Genomic DNA, 14,648 nt, shown 5'->3' with positions numbered 1-14,648 from the left:
GATGCGCCTGTTAGGGCGCGGCTGGTAACAGAGCCTTACAGGCGCATTTGAAAAACCTCCGGCTATGCCGGAGGATACTTATTTCCATCATGAAATTTTTCGACTGATGTTTGGTATTAAAAATCCCCTGAAATAAATAAAAACAATCAGATAATTAATATCAGTAGCAGACTTTGCATTAGCAGGATGAGTTTTTTAAATCGACATGGCACATATCGTGCGTGATGCCTGAATCGGTGGATTGACTTTGTTTTTGCCAGTGGCATGATGCGCACGAAATCTGAACTTCCTCACGGTTTTTAATCCATGACCATCTATACCCGGCCAGTGCTCCTGTTGCTCTGTGGCCTGCTTTTGTTGACCCTGGCGATCGCAGTGTTGAATACGCTCGTCCCGCTATGGCTTGCCCATGAAAACTTACCAACCTGGCAGGTGGGTATGGTCAGCTCGTCCTTTTTCACGGGGAACCTGCTGGGCACCCTGATGACGGGGAGCCTGATTAAACGCGTTGGCTTTAACCGCAGCTATTATCTGGCCTCGCTGATTTTCGCTGCCGGATGTGCCGGGCTGGGCCTGATGGTCGGCTTCTGGAGCTGGATGATCTGGCGCTTTATCGCTGGCGTAGGCTGCGCGATGATTTGGGTTGTGGTGGAAAGTGCGCTGATGTGCAGCGGTACCTCGCACAACCGGGGACGTCTGCTGGCAGCGTATATGATGGTCTATTACGTCGGAACCGTGCTTGGGCAATTAATGGTCAGCAAACTACCTACCGACCTGATGAGCGTTCTGCCGTGGGTAACGGGCATGGTCCTGGCGGCGATCCTGCCGCTGCTCTTTACACGCATTGTGAATCAGAACAGTGAGCATCAGGAAGCGACCCACGTCTGGCCGATGCTGAGACTGCGACAGGCGCGTCTGGGCGTGAACGGCTGCATCATCTCCGGGATTGTTCTGGGGTCGCTTTATGGTCTGATGCCGCTCTACCTGAACCATCAGGGCGTCAGTGATTCCGGGATCGGCTTCTGGATGGCGGTAATGGTCAGCGCGGGCATCGTCGGACAGTGGCCGATTGGCCGTCTGGCAGACCGTTTTGGGCGTCTGCTGGTGTTGCGCGTTCAGGTCTTCGTGGTGATCATGGGTTGCCTTGCCATGCTCAGCAATGCCGCGATGGCGCCAGCGCTGTTTATTCTGGGGGCGGCAGGCTTCACACTTTATCCGGTCGCGATGGCCTGGGCCTGTGAAAAAGTTGAACATCACCAGCTGGTGGCAATGAACCAGGCGCTGTTATTAAGCTATACCATTGGCAGTTTGCTGGGGCCGACATTCACCGCGATGCTGATGCAGAATTATTCCGACAATTTGCTGTTTATCATGATTGCCAGCGTGTCGTTTATTTATCTCTTAATGCTGCTGCGTAAAGCGGGCGAACATCCCACGCCAGTGGCGCATGCCTGATGAATTAAAAGCCAGTCATTGACTGGCTTTTTTGTCCCCATCACATATAAGAATTTTACGCATTGTTTGTTTATCACGCCAGGCGATAATTCAGGTGAGTTCTAACACTAAAAGGCAGCAATCATGGCTACACGTCGTTTAACCACTACCGCACTGGCAGTAGTGTTGTCTTTAACGTTTGCTACAGCACCGGTCATGGCTAATCCTGGAAACGGGAATGGCGGTGGTGGTCACGGTAATAGTGGCGGACAAGGTAATGGCGGTAATCACGGCAACGGGAATTCCGGCAATCATGGCAACGGAATGTCCGATACTCATGGCAATAAAAAAAGTGGTATGGACAACCCGGGTAAATCGAATAAAAGCGTCAGCGATGATGTCGATGCTCGCGTGAGCTTCGATCATGCTCGCCATCTGGCAGTGAACTATGGATTAACGGGGTATGAATCGCTGCCTCCGGGCATCGCTAAAAACCTCGCACGCGGCAAACCACTGCCTCCAGGTATTGCGAAGAAAACCGTGCCAGCCTCCATGCTGGGCCAGCTCCCTAACTATCCTGGCTATGAATGGCGCGTGGTCGGTGACGATCTGGTCCTGGTTGCGCTGAGTACTGCGATTGTGACTTCCATTATTAATGGTGTCTTTAAATAAAATATAAAAAGGCCCGGTTCTCACCGGGCCTCTTCTTTAATACATGACCTTGTGTCCGTATTGTTCCAGAATACCTTTCACGCGCTCCATCGTCTCTTTCTTCGGCGGCTTAACGCCATCAAGCTTATATTCTTCACCCATCGCCACCCATTTATGTTTACCCAGCTCATGGTAGGGCAGAAGCTCAATTTTCTCGACGTTGCCCATATCGCGGGTAAATTCGCCCAGGCGATGTGCGGAATCATCATCATCAGACCAGCCTGGAACCACGACATAGCGGATCCAGGTTTTGATGCCCTTGGCTGAAATATATTTGGCGAACTCCAGCGTACGGTGGTTGGATACGCCAACCAGGTTCTGGTGGATCTCATCATTCATCTGTTTGAGATCGAGCATGACCAGGTCGGTGACTTCAAGCAATTCATCGATGACCGGATCGTAGCGGCGCACAAACCCGTTCGTGTCGAGGCAGGTGTGTATGCCTTCTTTGTGGCAGGCGCGGAACCAGTCGCGCACAAATTCCGCCTGAAGAATGGCTTCACCACCGGATGCGGTGACGCCCCCGCCGGACGCGTTCATAAAGTGGCGGTAAGTCACCACCTCTTTCATCAGATCTTCAACGGTCACTTCTTTGCCGCCGTGCGTATCCCATGTGTCACGGTTGTGGCAGTACAGGCAGCGCATCAGGCAGCCCTGGAAAAAGGTGATAAAACGGATGCCCGGGCCATCAACAGTGCCACAGGATTCAAAGGAGTGAATGCGACCAATAATTGACATTGCGGTGATATCTCCGAATTTGGCCCATCCCGGGGCCTGTGTTGATGCACAGCTCAAAGGCTATGTCGAGTCTGTTTTGGCTGTTATCCATTCAGTATAGATAGCGGCCAAAAGAGACTGGGGTGGGGAAGAAAAAGGCCCCACTGACGTGGAGCCTTTATTGTACGCTTTTTAACGCGTGATTTCAGTCAATTCCAGTTACATGGACTGAGTGAAAGTACGGGTGATAACGTCCTGCTGCTGTTCTTTAGTCAGGGAGTTAAAGCGTACTGCGTAGCCAGATACACGGATGGTCAGCTGAGGATATTTCTCAGGGTGTTCCATCGCGTCGAGCAGCATTTCACGGTTCATGACGTTCACGTTCAGGTGCTGACCACCTTCGATGGACGCTTCGTGGTGGAAGTAACCATCCATCAGACCCGCGAGGTTAGTTTTACGCACTTCGTCGTCTTTACCCAGCGCGTTTGGCACGATAGAGAAGGTGTAAGAGATACCATCTTTCGCGTAAGCAAACGGCAGTTTTGCAACGGAAGTCAGAGAGGCAACCGCACCTTTCTGGTCACGACCATGCATTGGGTTAGCACCTGGGCCAAATGGCGCGCCAGCACGACGACCGTCTGGGGTGTTACCGGTTTTCTTACCATACACAACGTTAGAGGTGATGGTCAGAACAGACTGAGTCGGGATAGCGTTACGGTAAGTGGTCAGTTTCTGAATTTTCTTCATGAAACGTTCAACCAGGTCAACCGCCATGTCATCAACGCGAGCGTCGTTGTTACCAAACTGCGGATATTCGCCTTCGATTTCGAAGTCGATAGCCAGACCGTCTTCGTCACGAATTGGTTTAACTTTCGCATATTTGATAGCAGACAGGGAGTCAGCAGCAACGGACAGACCTGCGATACCACACGCCATGGTACGGATAACGTCACGGTCATGCAGCGCCATCAGAGAGGCTTCGTAGCTGTACTTGTCGTGCATGTAGTGGATAACGTTCAGTGCAGTAACGTACTGTTTCGCCAGCCAGTCCATGAAGTGATCCATGCGATCCATGACTTCGTCATAGTTCAGCACATCGCCTTTGATTGGTTCAGACTTAGGACCAACCTGCATTTTCAGTTTTTCATCAACGCCGCCGTTGATAGCGTACAGCATGGTTTTCGCCAGGTTTGCACGTGCACCGAAGAACTGCATTTGTTTACCAACAACCATTGGGCTTACGCAGCATGCGATAGCGTAGTCGTCGTTGTTGAAGTCCGGACGCATCAGGTCATCGTTCTCATACTGCAGAGAAGAGGTGTCGATGGACACTTTAGCGGCGAATTTCTTGAAGTTCAGAGGCAGTTTTTCAGACCACAGAACGGTGATGTTTGGCTCCGGAGAAGGACCCATGGTGTACAGGGTGTTCAGGAAGCGGAAGCTGTTTTTGGTGACCAGAGTACGGCCATCTACGCCCATACCACCGATAGATTCGGTTGCCCAGATTGGGTCACCAGAGAACAGTTCATCATACTCAGGGGTACGCAGGAAGCGAACCATACGCAGTTTCATGACCAGGTGGTCAATCATTTCCTGAGCGTCTTGCTCGGTGATTTTACCTGCTTTCAGGTCACGTTCGATGTACGCATCCAGGAAGGTGGATACACGACCGAAGGACATTGCTGCACCATTCTGAGACTTAACTGCGGCCAGGTAGCCGAAGTAGGTCCACTGGATAGCTTCCTGAGCGTTAGTTGCAGGACCAGAGATATCGCAGCCATATTTAGCAGCCATCTCTTTGATCTGACCCAGCGCACGGTGCTGTTCAGCGATCTCTTCACGCAGACGGATAGTCGCTTCCAGGTTTACGCCGTTTTCCAGATCGGACTGCAGGGAAACGAACTGCGCGTATTTGTCTTTCATCAGGAAGTCGATACCGTACAGCGCAACGCGACGGTAGTCACCGATGATACGGCCACGACCGTAGGCATCTGGCAGACCAGTCAGAACACCGGATTTACGGCAGTTCAGAATGTCTTTGGTGTAAACATCGAATACACCCTGGTTGTGGGTTTTACGGTATTCGGTGAAGATTTTTTTCAGCATTGGGTCCAGCTCGCGGTTGTACGCTTTGCAGGAACCTTCAACCATTTTGATACCACCGAACGGGATGATCGCACGTTTCAGTGGTGCTTCAGTCTGCAGACCAACGATTTTCTCAAGGGCTTTGTTGATGTAACCAGCATCGTGAGAAGTGATGGTGGAAGCAACGGAGGTGTCAAAATCAACTGGCGCGTGAGTGCGGTTTTCCAGTTTTACGCCTTCCATTACGCTGTCCCACAGCTTGGTGGTCGCTTCAGTTGCGCCAGCCAGGAAGGATTCGTCACCTTCATACGGGGTATAGTTTTTCTGAATGAAGTCACGTACGTTTACTTCATTCTGCCAGTCACCTTTTGCAAAACCTTCCCAGGCTGTGGCTAACTTTTCATTAAGCTCGGACATGTAACACCTACCTTCTTAAGTGGATTTTTTATTTACTGCCTGAGATAACCATCAATGATGATCGTCGCCACGCAGGTAAATGACCCAGTATGTCAACCCAACTAACAGACCCCCACCGATAATGTTCCCGATAGTGACAGGGATCAGGTTATCAGTAATGAAATTCATAATAGTCAGGTGAGAGAAACTTTCCGGGGTTGAACCAACTGCAGTCCAGAACTCCGGGCTCGCAAAGTTGCGGATTACAATACCCATTGGGATCATAAACATGTTCGCGATACTGTGCTCGAAGCCGCTGGCAACAAACATCGCAACCGGCAGAACCATAATCATGGCTTTGTCCATCAGGCTACGGCCGGAGTAACTCATCCATACCGCCAGACAGACCATCAGGTTCGCGAGGATGCCAAGTGCAACCGCTTCGATAAATGTGTGGTGCATTTTGTGGTCCGCGGTCTGCAGGACGTTCAGTCCCCAGCCACCGTTGGCGGTCATATACTCGCCGGAGAGCCACATCAACAAAACAAAGAGCAGACAGCCAATCAGGTTACCAACATAGACGTTAAGCCAGTTGCGCGCCAGTTGACCCCAGGTAATTCTTCCGCTGGCTTTTGCTACGACAATCAGCACCGTTGAGGTGAAGAGGTCGGCGCCACAGATAACGCACAGAATCAGACCCAGTGAGAAGCAAATGCCGCCAATCAGTTTGGCCATGCCGTAAGGCATCGCGGCAGTACCGGTGGTGGCAGTGATGTAGAAGACGAACGCGATAGAGATGAACACACCAGCCGTGATCGCCAGATAGAACGTCTTCATCGGGTGTTTCGTTGCTTTATAGACACCTGCTTCTTCGGCCACTTTGGCCATCGCAGCAGGGAGTAAAAGATCAAAAGGGTTGTCAGCTTTCACACTAACTCTCTCTTTATTAAGTCGGCGACGAGATACTAACAAAGCATTATAGAAGAGAAATTGATATAGATCATATCTCGCCTGGCTTATAGGCCCGCAGTGTGTATGGTTTTACGACAAATGCGGTGTAAGTTTTTGATTATCCGTATAAAAATAAATTTTAAAAGTTATGAAAAGAGTTGAATTTTTTCGGTCAGCCACCTCTGAAACAGTTAATTAATATGGAGTATTTGCCATAAAAAGTAACAGTAAAGCCCAGGTAAATATTATTATATTTACCCATATTTAACTTTATTATTACATTCAACGTTCATTGCCGAAAAAAATAAAAAACGGGGCAATGAAATTGCCCCGTAATATAGCCCAGACGATTAAATACGCCTACTGCTGATAATGTTATATGCGCTTATTTTGACCAGTAAGCGGCTTTTGCTTTCTGCAGTTTTTCATAGGCCTTCAACAGCGACTGATGCGCAGGGAAGGCTTTCAGATCGCTGTCTACCGCCTGCAGTCCGTAGAATGGCGCTTCGCCGCTCAGGGCCGCGCTGGCGGCTTCTACCGCCTCGGCACCGTACATGCGCACGAAAGCGTTCAGGTACTGCAGTGGCTCACGATCCTCTTCCTGCGCAAGAAGCAGGAGGGTTTGCAGGCAGCGGTAGTAGTTGGTGCGCTCGGCAGAGAACACTGACTGGTTGAATTCCATGGTCCACTCGGTCCAGGCCAGGGCCTGATCCAGATCGCCTCCAGCCAGCGCCAGCATCGCTTTCAGCTCGCCGATGCGCAGGGTATACCAGCCGTTGTCTTTACCGGTAGCCAGACCCAGCAGTTCACGTACGCGCGTGAAGTCATCATGGCCTTCGTCGTCCAGCTGGGCGATCAGGTTCAGATAATCCTCTTTTTCCCACTCGCTGCCTGGCAGGGCCAGCAGCGTTTCACGCAGGTGCGCACCCATGCTGTTATTTGCCAGCCACAGATCTTCAGCCGGATAGATATCGGACATGCCCGGCACCAGAATACGGCAGGCGTAAACACCCAGGTGTTCGTAGTCAGCAATGTAGACTTCTTTATCTTCCGCGTTGAAGATAGCCATCAGGGTAGCGAACTCTTCTTCGGTCGTACCGGCAAAGCTCCAGTCGACGAATGGATAGTCTGCGTCCTGCTTGAACATATCCCAGGAGATCAAACCGCTGGAGTCGATGAAGTGGGTTTCGAGGTTGGTATGCTCGGCCACTTCTTCGTCGTCAAAAGTTGGTGGAGTAAATACATCGAGATCTTTCAGGCTACGGCCCTGCAGCAGCTCGGTGACGGTACGCTCCAGCGCCACGCCGAAGTCAGGATGTGCGCCGAAGGAGGCGAAGCAGGTGCCGTTCGTTGGGTTAAACAGCACAACGCAGATAACCGGGTATTTACCGCCCAGCGAGCCATCATACGCAAAGATAGGGAAGCCTTCTGCCTCCAGCTTAGCAATGGATTCCACCACGCCCGGATAGCGCGCCAGCACGTCGGCCGGAATTTCAGGCAGACTGATGGATTCAGCAATGATGCGGTTTTTAATGTGGCGCTCAAACACTTCTGACAGCCCCTGCACACGCGCTTCATTGCGGGTATTACCGGCGGACATGCCGTTAGAGACATACAGGTTACCGACAATGTTCATCGGGATATACACGGTCTGTTCATCAGACTGACGGGTGAACGGCAGGGCGCAGATCCCACGCTCTTCATTACCCGACTGCAGATCGATCAGCATGCTGGCGGTCAGTTCATTTTCTGGATCGTAGAACGCACGCAGACGCGCATCCAGAATGCCTTCCGGCAGTTCATCGTCTTCGGTCAACGGGAACCATTTTTCATTGGGATAGTGAACAAACGGGCCGTTAGCGATGGTTTCACCCAGCCAGAAATCGGCGAAGAAGTAGTTGGTCGACAGACGTTCAAAATACTCACCCAGCGCAGAAGCCAGCGCCGCTTTTTTCGTCGCGCCTTTACCGTTGGTAAAGCACAGTGCACAGTCTTTATCGCGAATATGCACGGACCAGACGTGAGGCACTGGATTAAGCCAGGAGGCTTCTTCGATATTAAAGCCCAGGTCGGTCAGTTTCTGATGGAAGCGAGCGATGGAATCTTCCAGGGCGGCGTCTTTGCCGGGGATAAACGTTTGAGTCATGGCGTTCACTTTTATCGTACGTAAAGCGCGCAATGATACGGGTTTTGCGTGACGGGTGCTATCTCCGGCGAAAATAAAAGACTGGGCTATGCTTACTGTCAGTAACTGACTGTTAAGGCATAAAAAAAATGAAAGCATTCGATCTGCAAAGGATGGCGTTTGATAAAGTCCCACCCGAATTTTTAGGCGAAGTGGCGCTGCGTAGTCTGTATACCTTCGTCCTGGTCTTCCTGTTTCTTAAAATCACCGGTCGGCGTGGCGTACGGCAGATGTCGCTGTTTGAGGTGCTGATCATTCTGACGCTGGGCTCAGCGGCGGGGGATGTCGCTTTTTACGATGATGTGCCAATGGTGCCGGTGTTTATTGTCTTCGTCACGCTGGCGCTGCTTTACCGGCTGGTCATGTGGCTGATGTCGAAAAGCGAAAAGCTGGAAGACATGCTTGAAGGGAAACCCGTCGTTATCGTTGAGAACGGACAGCTGGCCTGGGAAAATGTCCAAAGCGCCAATATGACCGAATTTGAGTTCTTTATGGAGCTGCGGCTGAACAGCGTGGAGCAGCTTGGGCAAGTGCGTCTGGCGATAATGGAAACGAATGGGCAAATCAGCGTGTATTACTATCCTGACGACGAGGTTAAGCCAGGGCTCTGTATTCTGCCGGATATGTTGATCGAGCGGTTTAAAACGGTACCGGAATCCGGCGAATATGCCTGTGTAAGATGTAGCCATGTCGTTGCCATGCACGTGGGCGATCATCAATTATGTCCCCGCTGTACAAATCCGGAATGGTCGAAGGTTAGCCGGGCCAAACGCCTTGTCTGACAGCCATTTTGTCGGTTTTGTGACAGCGAGGCGACAGATTGTATTGTGTGACGAAGGGCACATTTCACCGGTCATAAGTTTTAGACATTGCGGCGCGTGTCACTGAATGATAAAACCGATATCCACAGTTATAACTTATGGCTTTTAGCGTGGTGAGGGGAAATGGCTCAAGTCTTTAATTTCAGTTCAGGTCCGGCAATGTTACCGGCAGACGTGCTTAAACAGGCTCAACAGGAACTTTGTGACTGGAACGGTCTGGGTACGTCGGTGATGGAAATCAGCCACCGAGGTAAAGAGTTTATTCAGGTGGCGGAAGAGGCAGAAAAGGATTTTCGCGATCTGCTGAACATTCCCTCGAACTACAAAGTATTGTTCTGCCACGGTGGTGGACGCGGCCAGTTTGCTGGCGTACCGCTGAATATTCTGGGTGACAAAACCACGGCAGACTATGTTGACGCTGGCTACTGGGCTGCCAGCGCGGTGAAGGAGGCGCACAAGTATTGCACGCCAAACGTCATCGACGCCAAAGTGACCGTTGATGGCCTGCGTGCCGTTAAGCCAATGAGCGAGTGGCAGCTCTCTGACAACGCCGCGTATCTGCACTACTGCCCGAACGAAACCATTGACGGGATTGCCATCGACGAGACGCCGAACTTCGGTAAAGACGTGGTGGTTGCTGCTGACTTCTCCTCCACCATTCTCTCTGCGCCGATTGACGTCAGCCGCTACGGTGTCATCTATGCGGGTGCGCAGAAAAATATCGGCCCTGCAGGCCTGACTATCGTCATCGTACGTGACGATCTGCTGGGTAAAGCGCATAAATCCTGCCCGTCGATTCTTGATTACACTGTGCTGAACGATAACGACTCCATGTTCAACACCCCACCGACGTTTGCCTGGTATCTCTCCGGCCTGGTCTTTAAATGGCTGAAGCAAAACGGCGGCGTGGCGCAGATGGACAAGATCAATCAGCAGAAAGCTGAACTGCTGTACGGCGTCATTGATAAGAGTGATTTCTATCGTAACGATGTGGCGAAAGCCAACCGTTCCCGCATGAACGTGCCGTTCCAGCTGGCGGACAGCAACCTGGATAAAGTATTCCTGGAAGAGTCTTTCGCCGCAGGTCTGCATGCGCTGAAAGGTCACCGTGTGGTAGGCGGCATGCGCGCCTCCATCTATAACGCCATGCCGCTGGAAGGCGTTAACGCCCTGACCGATTTCATGATTGACTTCGAACGTCGCCACGGTTGATTGCGCTGTTTTCACCCCCGTAGCCCTGCTGCGGGGTTTTTATTATGTTGAGTTGAGAGTTAAGTTTCATGGAATCCCTGACGTTACAACCTATCGCGCGGGTAGATGGCACCATCAATCTGCCTGGTTCAAAAAGTGTCTCGAACCGCGCTCTGCTGCTGGCAGCTCTGGCAAACGGCACCACCGTCCTCACGAACCTGCTGGACAGCGATGACGTGCGCCATATGCTCAATGCGCTGAAAGCGTTGGGAGTTCACTACACGCTGTCTGACGACCGTACCCGCTGTGAAGTGACGGGGAATGGCGGTGCGCTACGTTCAGCCGAGGAACTGGAGCTGTTTCTGGGTAACGCGGGAACCGCCATGCGCCCACTGGCGGCAGCTCTGTGCCTGGGCAGCAACAATATTGTTCTGACCGGCGAGCCGCGCATGAAAGAGCGTCCGATCGGTCATCTGGTGGATGCCCTTCGTCAGGGCGGTGCCCAGATTGACTATCTGGAGCAAGAGAATTACCCACCACTGCGCCTTCGCGGTGGCTTTACCGGCGGCAACGTCGAGGTGGACGGCAGCGTCTCCAGCCAGTTCCTGACGGCACTGCTGATGACTGCACCGCTGGCACCGCAGGATACGGTCATCACCATCAAGGGTGACCTGGTGTCTAAGCCGTACATTGATATCACCCTGCATCTGATGAAAACCTTCGGTGTGGAGGTGGAAAACCACGCGTATCAGCGCTTCGTGGTTCGCGGTGCGCAGCAGTATCAGTCTCCGGGTAACTATCTGGTTGAAGGTGACGCCTCATCTGCGTCTTACTTCCTGGCGGCAGGCGCGCTTAAAGGCGGTACGGTGAAAGTGACCGGTATTGGCCGTAACAGCGTGCAGGGCGATATTCGTTTTGCTGATGTGCTGGAGAAAATGGGTGCGGTGGTGACCTGGGGGGAGGATTTCATCGCCTGTACACGTGGTGAACTCAACGCCATCGATATGGACATGAACCACATTCCTGACGCGGCAATGACCATTGCCACCGCTGCGCTCTTTGCAAAAGGTACCACGACGCTGCGTAACATCTACAACTGGCGCGTGAAAGAAACCGACCGTCTGTTCGCGATGGCTACCGAGTTGCGTAAAGTAGGCGCCGAAGTGGAAGAGGGCGAAGACTATATTCGCGTGACGCCTCCGGCAAAACTGCAGTTCGCGGAAATCGGAACTTACAACGATCACCGTATGGCGATGTGCTTCTCGCTGGTGGCCTTGTCCGATACACCTGTCACGATCCTCGATCCGAAATGTACGGCGAAAACCTTCCCGGACTATTTCGAACAGCTGGCCCGCATCAGTACACTGGCCTGATGACAAGATGCCGCATCACCCGATGCGGCATTTCCTTACGTTTTCTGACGTTTGTTCCCGCACATTTCTTCTACACTCTGCTTCATTAATTCCGTAATTTGCACGCAAAGGTAACAGTTGCGCACGTTGGCGCGTATAATGCGCGGCGTTCATGTTAACGGTATGCCTTTATTAAGGAGAAAAAGATGACGGCAGTTGCCCCGGTAATCACCATTGATGGGCCTAGTGGCGCAGGGAAAGGAACTCTGTGCAAGGCGATGGCGGAAGCATTGCAATGGCATCTTTTAGATTCGGGAGCTATCTATCGCGTGCTGGCGCTGGCAGCGCTGCATCACCATGTGGATGTTGCGTCTGAAGAGGCGCTGGTTCCGCTGGCTGCGCATCTGGATGTGCGTTTTGTCTCGACCGATGGCAACCTCGAAGTGATCCTGGAAGGGGAAGATGTGAGCGGCGAAATTCGTACGCAGGAGGTTGCTAACGCTGCCTCTCAGGTAGCGGCTTTCCCGCGCGTTCGTGAGGCCCTGTTACGCCGTCAGCGTGCTTTCCGTGAAGCACCCGGCCTGATCGCTGACGGACGAGATATGGGGACGGTGGTATTCCCTGATGCGCCAGTGAAAATTTTCCTTGACGCCTCCTCGGAAGAACGGGCTCAACGCCGCATGCTTCAGTTGCAGGAGAAGGGGTTTAGTGTTAACTTTGATCGCCTTTTATCCGAGATAAAAGAGCGCGATGACCGCGACCGTAACCGCGCCGTCGCCCCACTTGTTCCTGCAGAAGATGCATTAGTTCTGGATTCCACCAGTTTAACTATTGAGCAAGTGATTGAAAAAGCGCTACAATATGCGCGCCAAAAACTGGCACTCGCGTAATTGCGACCGATTTAGCAGTACCCCCGCTGCAATGGATTGACGGCGGGTATGTGAAACAACCCCATCCGGCACGGAGCCAGGTGGACGTTAATATTAACCTGAAGATTAAACATGACTGAATCTTTTGCTCAACTGTTTGAAGAATCCTTAAAAGAAATCGAAACCCGTCCGGGTTCCATCGTTCGCGGTGTTGTTGTTGCTATCGACAAAGACGTAGTACTGGTTGACGCCGGTCTGAAATCTGAGTCCGCCATTCCGGCAGAGCAGTTCAAAAACGCCCAGGGCGAGCTGGAAATCCAGGTAGGTGACGAAGTTGACGTTGCTCTGGACGCAGTAGAAGACGGCTTCGGCGAAACCCTGCTGTCTCGTGAAAAAGCTAAACGTCACGAAGCATGGATCACGCTGGAGAAAGCTTACGAAGAAGCTGAAACTGTGGTCGGTGTTATCAACGGCAAAGTTAAAGGTGGCTTCACTGTTGAGCTGAATGGTATTCGTGCGTTCCTGCCAGGTTCTCTGGTAGACGTTCGTCCAGTCCGTGACACCCTGCACCTCGAAGGCAAAGAGCTTGAGTTCAAAGTAATCAAGCTGGACCAGAAGCGTAACAACGTTGTTGTTTCCCGTCGTGCCGTTATCGAATCCGAAAACAGCGCAGAACGCGATCAGCTGCTGGAAAACCTGCAGGAAGGCATGGAAGTCAAAGGTATCGTTAAGAACCTCACTGACTACGGCGCATTCGTTGACCTGGGCGGCGTTGATGGCCTGCTGCACATCACCGACATGGCGTGGAAACGCGTTAAGCACCCAAGCGAAATCGTGAACGTGGGCGACGAAATCACTGTTAAAGTGCTGAAGTTCGACCGCGAGCGTACTCGTGTATCCCTCGGCCTGAAACAGCTGGGCGAAGATCCATGGGTAGCTATCGCTAAGCGTTACCCAGAAGGTACCAAACTGACTGGCCGCGTGACCAACCTGACTGACTACGGCTGCTTCGTTGAAATCGAAGAAGGCGTTGAAGGTCTGGTACACGTTTCCGAAATGGACTGGACCAACAAAAACATCCACCCATCCAAAGTTGTTAACGTTGGTGACGTAGTGGAAGTTATGGTTCTGGATATCGACGAAGAACGTCGTCGTATCTCCCTGGGCCTGAAGCAGTGCAAAAACAACCCATGGCAGCAGTTCGCGGAAACCCACAACAAGGGCGACCGTGTTGAAGGTAAAATCAAGTCTATCACTGACTTCGGTATCTTCATCGGCCTGGACGGCGGCATCGACGGCCTGGTTCACCTGTCTGACATCTCCTGGAACGTTGCAGGCGAAGAAGCAGTTCGTGAATACAAAAAAGGCGACGAAATCGCAGCAGTTGTTCTGCAGGTTGACGCAGAGCGTGAGCGTATCTCTCTGGGCGTTAAACAGCTCGCAGAAGATCCGTTCAACAACTGGGTTGCACTGAACAAGAAAGGCGCAATCGTAAACGGTAAAGTGACTGCAGTTGACGCTAAAGGCGCAACCGTAGAACTGGCTGACGGCGTTGAAGGTTACCTGCGCGCTTCTGAAGCTTCACGTGACCGCGTTGAAGATGCCACTCTGGTTCTGAACGTTGGCGACGATGTTGAAGCTAAGTTCACCGGTGTTGACCGTAAGAACCGTGCAATCAGCCTGTCTGTTCGTGCGAAAGACGAAGCTGACGAGAAAGATGCAATCGCTACTGTTAACAAACAGGAAGATGCAAACTTCTCTAACAACGCAATGGCTGAAGCTTTCAAAGCAGCTAAAGGCGAGTAATATCAAGTCCTCAGCATCCTTTGAGCGGTAACGCATTTATCGCGCGAAGGATGAGGAGCAAACTTGACAGATTGCAGGATTCGTCCTGTAATCAATAACAAAGGGCGGCTACGGCCGCCCTTGTTTAATG

Annotated in this window: 11 protein-coding genes; 7 read left to right on the top strand and 4 right to left on the bottom strand. The window is 51.9% G+C overall.

Features of this window, described 5'->3' with window-relative positions; genetic code table 11:
- Positions 1 to 306 precede the first annotated feature (306 nt).
- Both AX755_RS05390 and AX755_RS05385 read left to right on the top strand, forming a co-directional pair.
- Entirely contained in the window at positions 307 to 1,455 is a 1,149-nt protein-coding gene (locus AX755_RS05390; protein WP_062856418.1) for an MFS transporter, read from the top strand.
- Between the two features lie 123 nt (positions 1,456 to 1,578).
- Positions 1,579 to 2,106, top strand: a complete 528-nt coding sequence (locus AX755_RS05385; RefSeq protein WP_028028129.1) for an anti-virulence regulator CigR family protein — start codon at positions 1,579 to 1,581, stop codon at positions 2,104 to 2,106.
- A 36-nt stretch (positions 2,107 to 2,142) separates the two neighbouring features.
- Here AX755_RS05385 and pflA read toward each other — a convergent pair whose 3' ends face one another.
- The 4 genes from pflA to ycaO form a co-directional block, all read right to left on the bottom strand.
- Complete coding sequence (gene pflA, locus AX755_RS05380; protein ID WP_014831281.1) at positions 2,143 to 2,883, bottom strand: pyruvate formate lyase 1-activating protein; 741 nt, start codon at positions 2,881 to 2,883, stop codon at positions 2,143 to 2,145.
- A 198-nt stretch (positions 2,884 to 3,081) separates the two neighbouring features.
- Positions 3,082 to 5,364 (bottom strand): formate C-acetyltransferase, encoded by a 2,283-nt coding sequence (gene pflB, locus AX755_RS05375; RefSeq protein ID WP_013097311.1) that lies wholly within the window; start codon positions 5,362 to 5,364, stop codon positions 3,082 to 3,084.
- A 51-nt stretch (positions 5,365 to 5,415) separates the two neighbouring features.
- Positions 5,416 to 6,273: a formate transporter FocA gene (gene focA / locus AX755_RS05370; RefSeq protein WP_013097310.1), complete on the bottom strand. Its 858-nt coding sequence runs from the start codon at positions 6,271 to 6,273 to the stop codon at positions 5,416 to 5,418.
- Positions 6,274 to 6,679: 406 nt separating this feature from the next.
- Positions 6,680 to 8,440, bottom strand: coding sequence for a 30S ribosomal protein S12 methylthiotransferase accessory factor YcaO (gene ycaO, locus AX755_RS05365; protein WP_062856419.1), 1,761 nt, complete (start codon positions 8,438 to 8,440; stop codon positions 6,680 to 6,682).
- A 128-nt stretch (positions 8,441 to 8,568) separates the two neighbouring features.
- Here ycaO and AX755_RS05360 point away from each other — a divergent pair, with 128 nt between their 5' ends.
- From AX755_RS05360 to rpsA, 5 genes are all read left to right on the top strand, one after another.
- Positions 8,569 to 9,261, top strand: coding sequence for a DUF421 domain-containing protein (locus tag AX755_RS05360; RefSeq protein WP_013097308.1), 693 nt, complete (start codon positions 8,569 to 8,571; stop codon positions 9,259 to 9,261).
- Positions 9,262 to 9,423: 162 nt separating this feature from the next.
- Entirely contained in the window at positions 9,424 to 10,512 is a 1,089-nt protein-coding gene (serC, locus tag AX755_RS05355; RefSeq protein ID WP_062856417.1) for a 3-phosphoserine/phosphohydroxythreonine transaminase, read from the top strand.
- 68 nt (positions 10,513 to 10,580) lie between these two features.
- A complete protein-coding gene (gene aroA, locus AX755_RS05350) occupies positions 10,581 to 11,864 on the top strand; it encodes a 3-phosphoshikimate 1-carboxyvinyltransferase (protein WP_062856416.1) in 1,284 nt (427 codons plus the stop codon).
- A gap of 185 nt (positions 11,865 to 12,049) precedes the next feature.
- Positions 12,050 to 12,733: a (d)CMP kinase gene (gene cmk / locus AX755_RS05345; protein ID WP_013097305.1), complete on the top strand. Its 684-nt coding sequence runs from the start codon at positions 12,050 to 12,052 to the stop codon at positions 12,731 to 12,733.
- Positions 12,734 to 12,844: 111 nt separating this feature from the next.
- Positions 12,845 to 14,518 (top strand): 30S ribosomal protein S1, encoded by a 1,674-nt coding sequence (rpsA, locus tag AX755_RS05340; RefSeq protein ID WP_008499966.1) that lies wholly within the window; start codon positions 12,845 to 12,847, stop codon positions 14,516 to 14,518.
- The last annotated feature ends 130 nt before the right edge of the window (positions 14,519 to 14,648 follow it).

Origin of the sequence: Enterobacter sp. SENG-6 (genome assembly GCF_001605945.1) — a bacterium.
Lineage (GTDB): Bacteria > Pseudomonadota > Gammaproteobacteria > Enterobacterales > Enterobacteriaceae > Enterobacter > Enterobacter cloacae.
This window is presented reverse-complemented; position numbering and strand designations above follow the sequence as displayed.

Bases quoted from the DNA above. Each gene is read 5' to 3' on its own strand.
- AX755_RS05390 (WP_062856418.1), top strand. From the start codon at position 307: ATGACCATCTATACCCGGCCAGTGCTCCTGTTGCTCTGTGGCCTGCTT.
- AX755_RS05385 (WP_028028129.1), top strand. From the start codon at position 1,579: ATGGCTACACGTCGTTTAACCACTACCGCACTGGCAGTAGTGTTGTCT.
- pflA (WP_014831281.1), bottom strand. From the start codon at position 2,883: ATGTCAATTATTGGTCGCATTCACTCCTTTGAATCCTGTGGCACTGTT.
- pflB (WP_013097311.1), bottom strand. From the start codon at position 5,364: ATGTCCGAGCTTAATGAAAAGTTAGCCACAGCCTGGGAAGGTTTTGCA.
- ycaO (WP_062856419.1), bottom strand. From the start codon at position 8,440: ATGACTCAAACGTTTATCCCCGGCAAAGACGCCGCCCTGGAAGATTCC.
- AX755_RS05360 (WP_013097308.1), top strand. From the start codon at position 8,569: ATGAAAGCATTCGATCTGCAAAGGATGGCGTTTGATAAAGTCCCACCC.
- serC (WP_062856417.1), top strand. From the start codon at position 9,424: ATGGCTCAAGTCTTTAATTTCAGTTCAGGTCCGGCAATGTTACCGGCA.
- aroA (WP_062856416.1), top strand. From the start codon at position 10,581: ATGGAATCCCTGACGTTACAACCTATCGCGCGGGTAGATGGCACCATC.
- cmk (WP_013097305.1), top strand. From the start codon at position 12,050: ATGACGGCAGTTGCCCCGGTAATCACCATTGATGGGCCTAGTGGCGCA.
- rpsA (WP_008499966.1), top strand. From the start codon at position 12,845: ATGACTGAATCTTTTGCTCAACTGTTTGAAGAATCCTTAAAAGAAATC.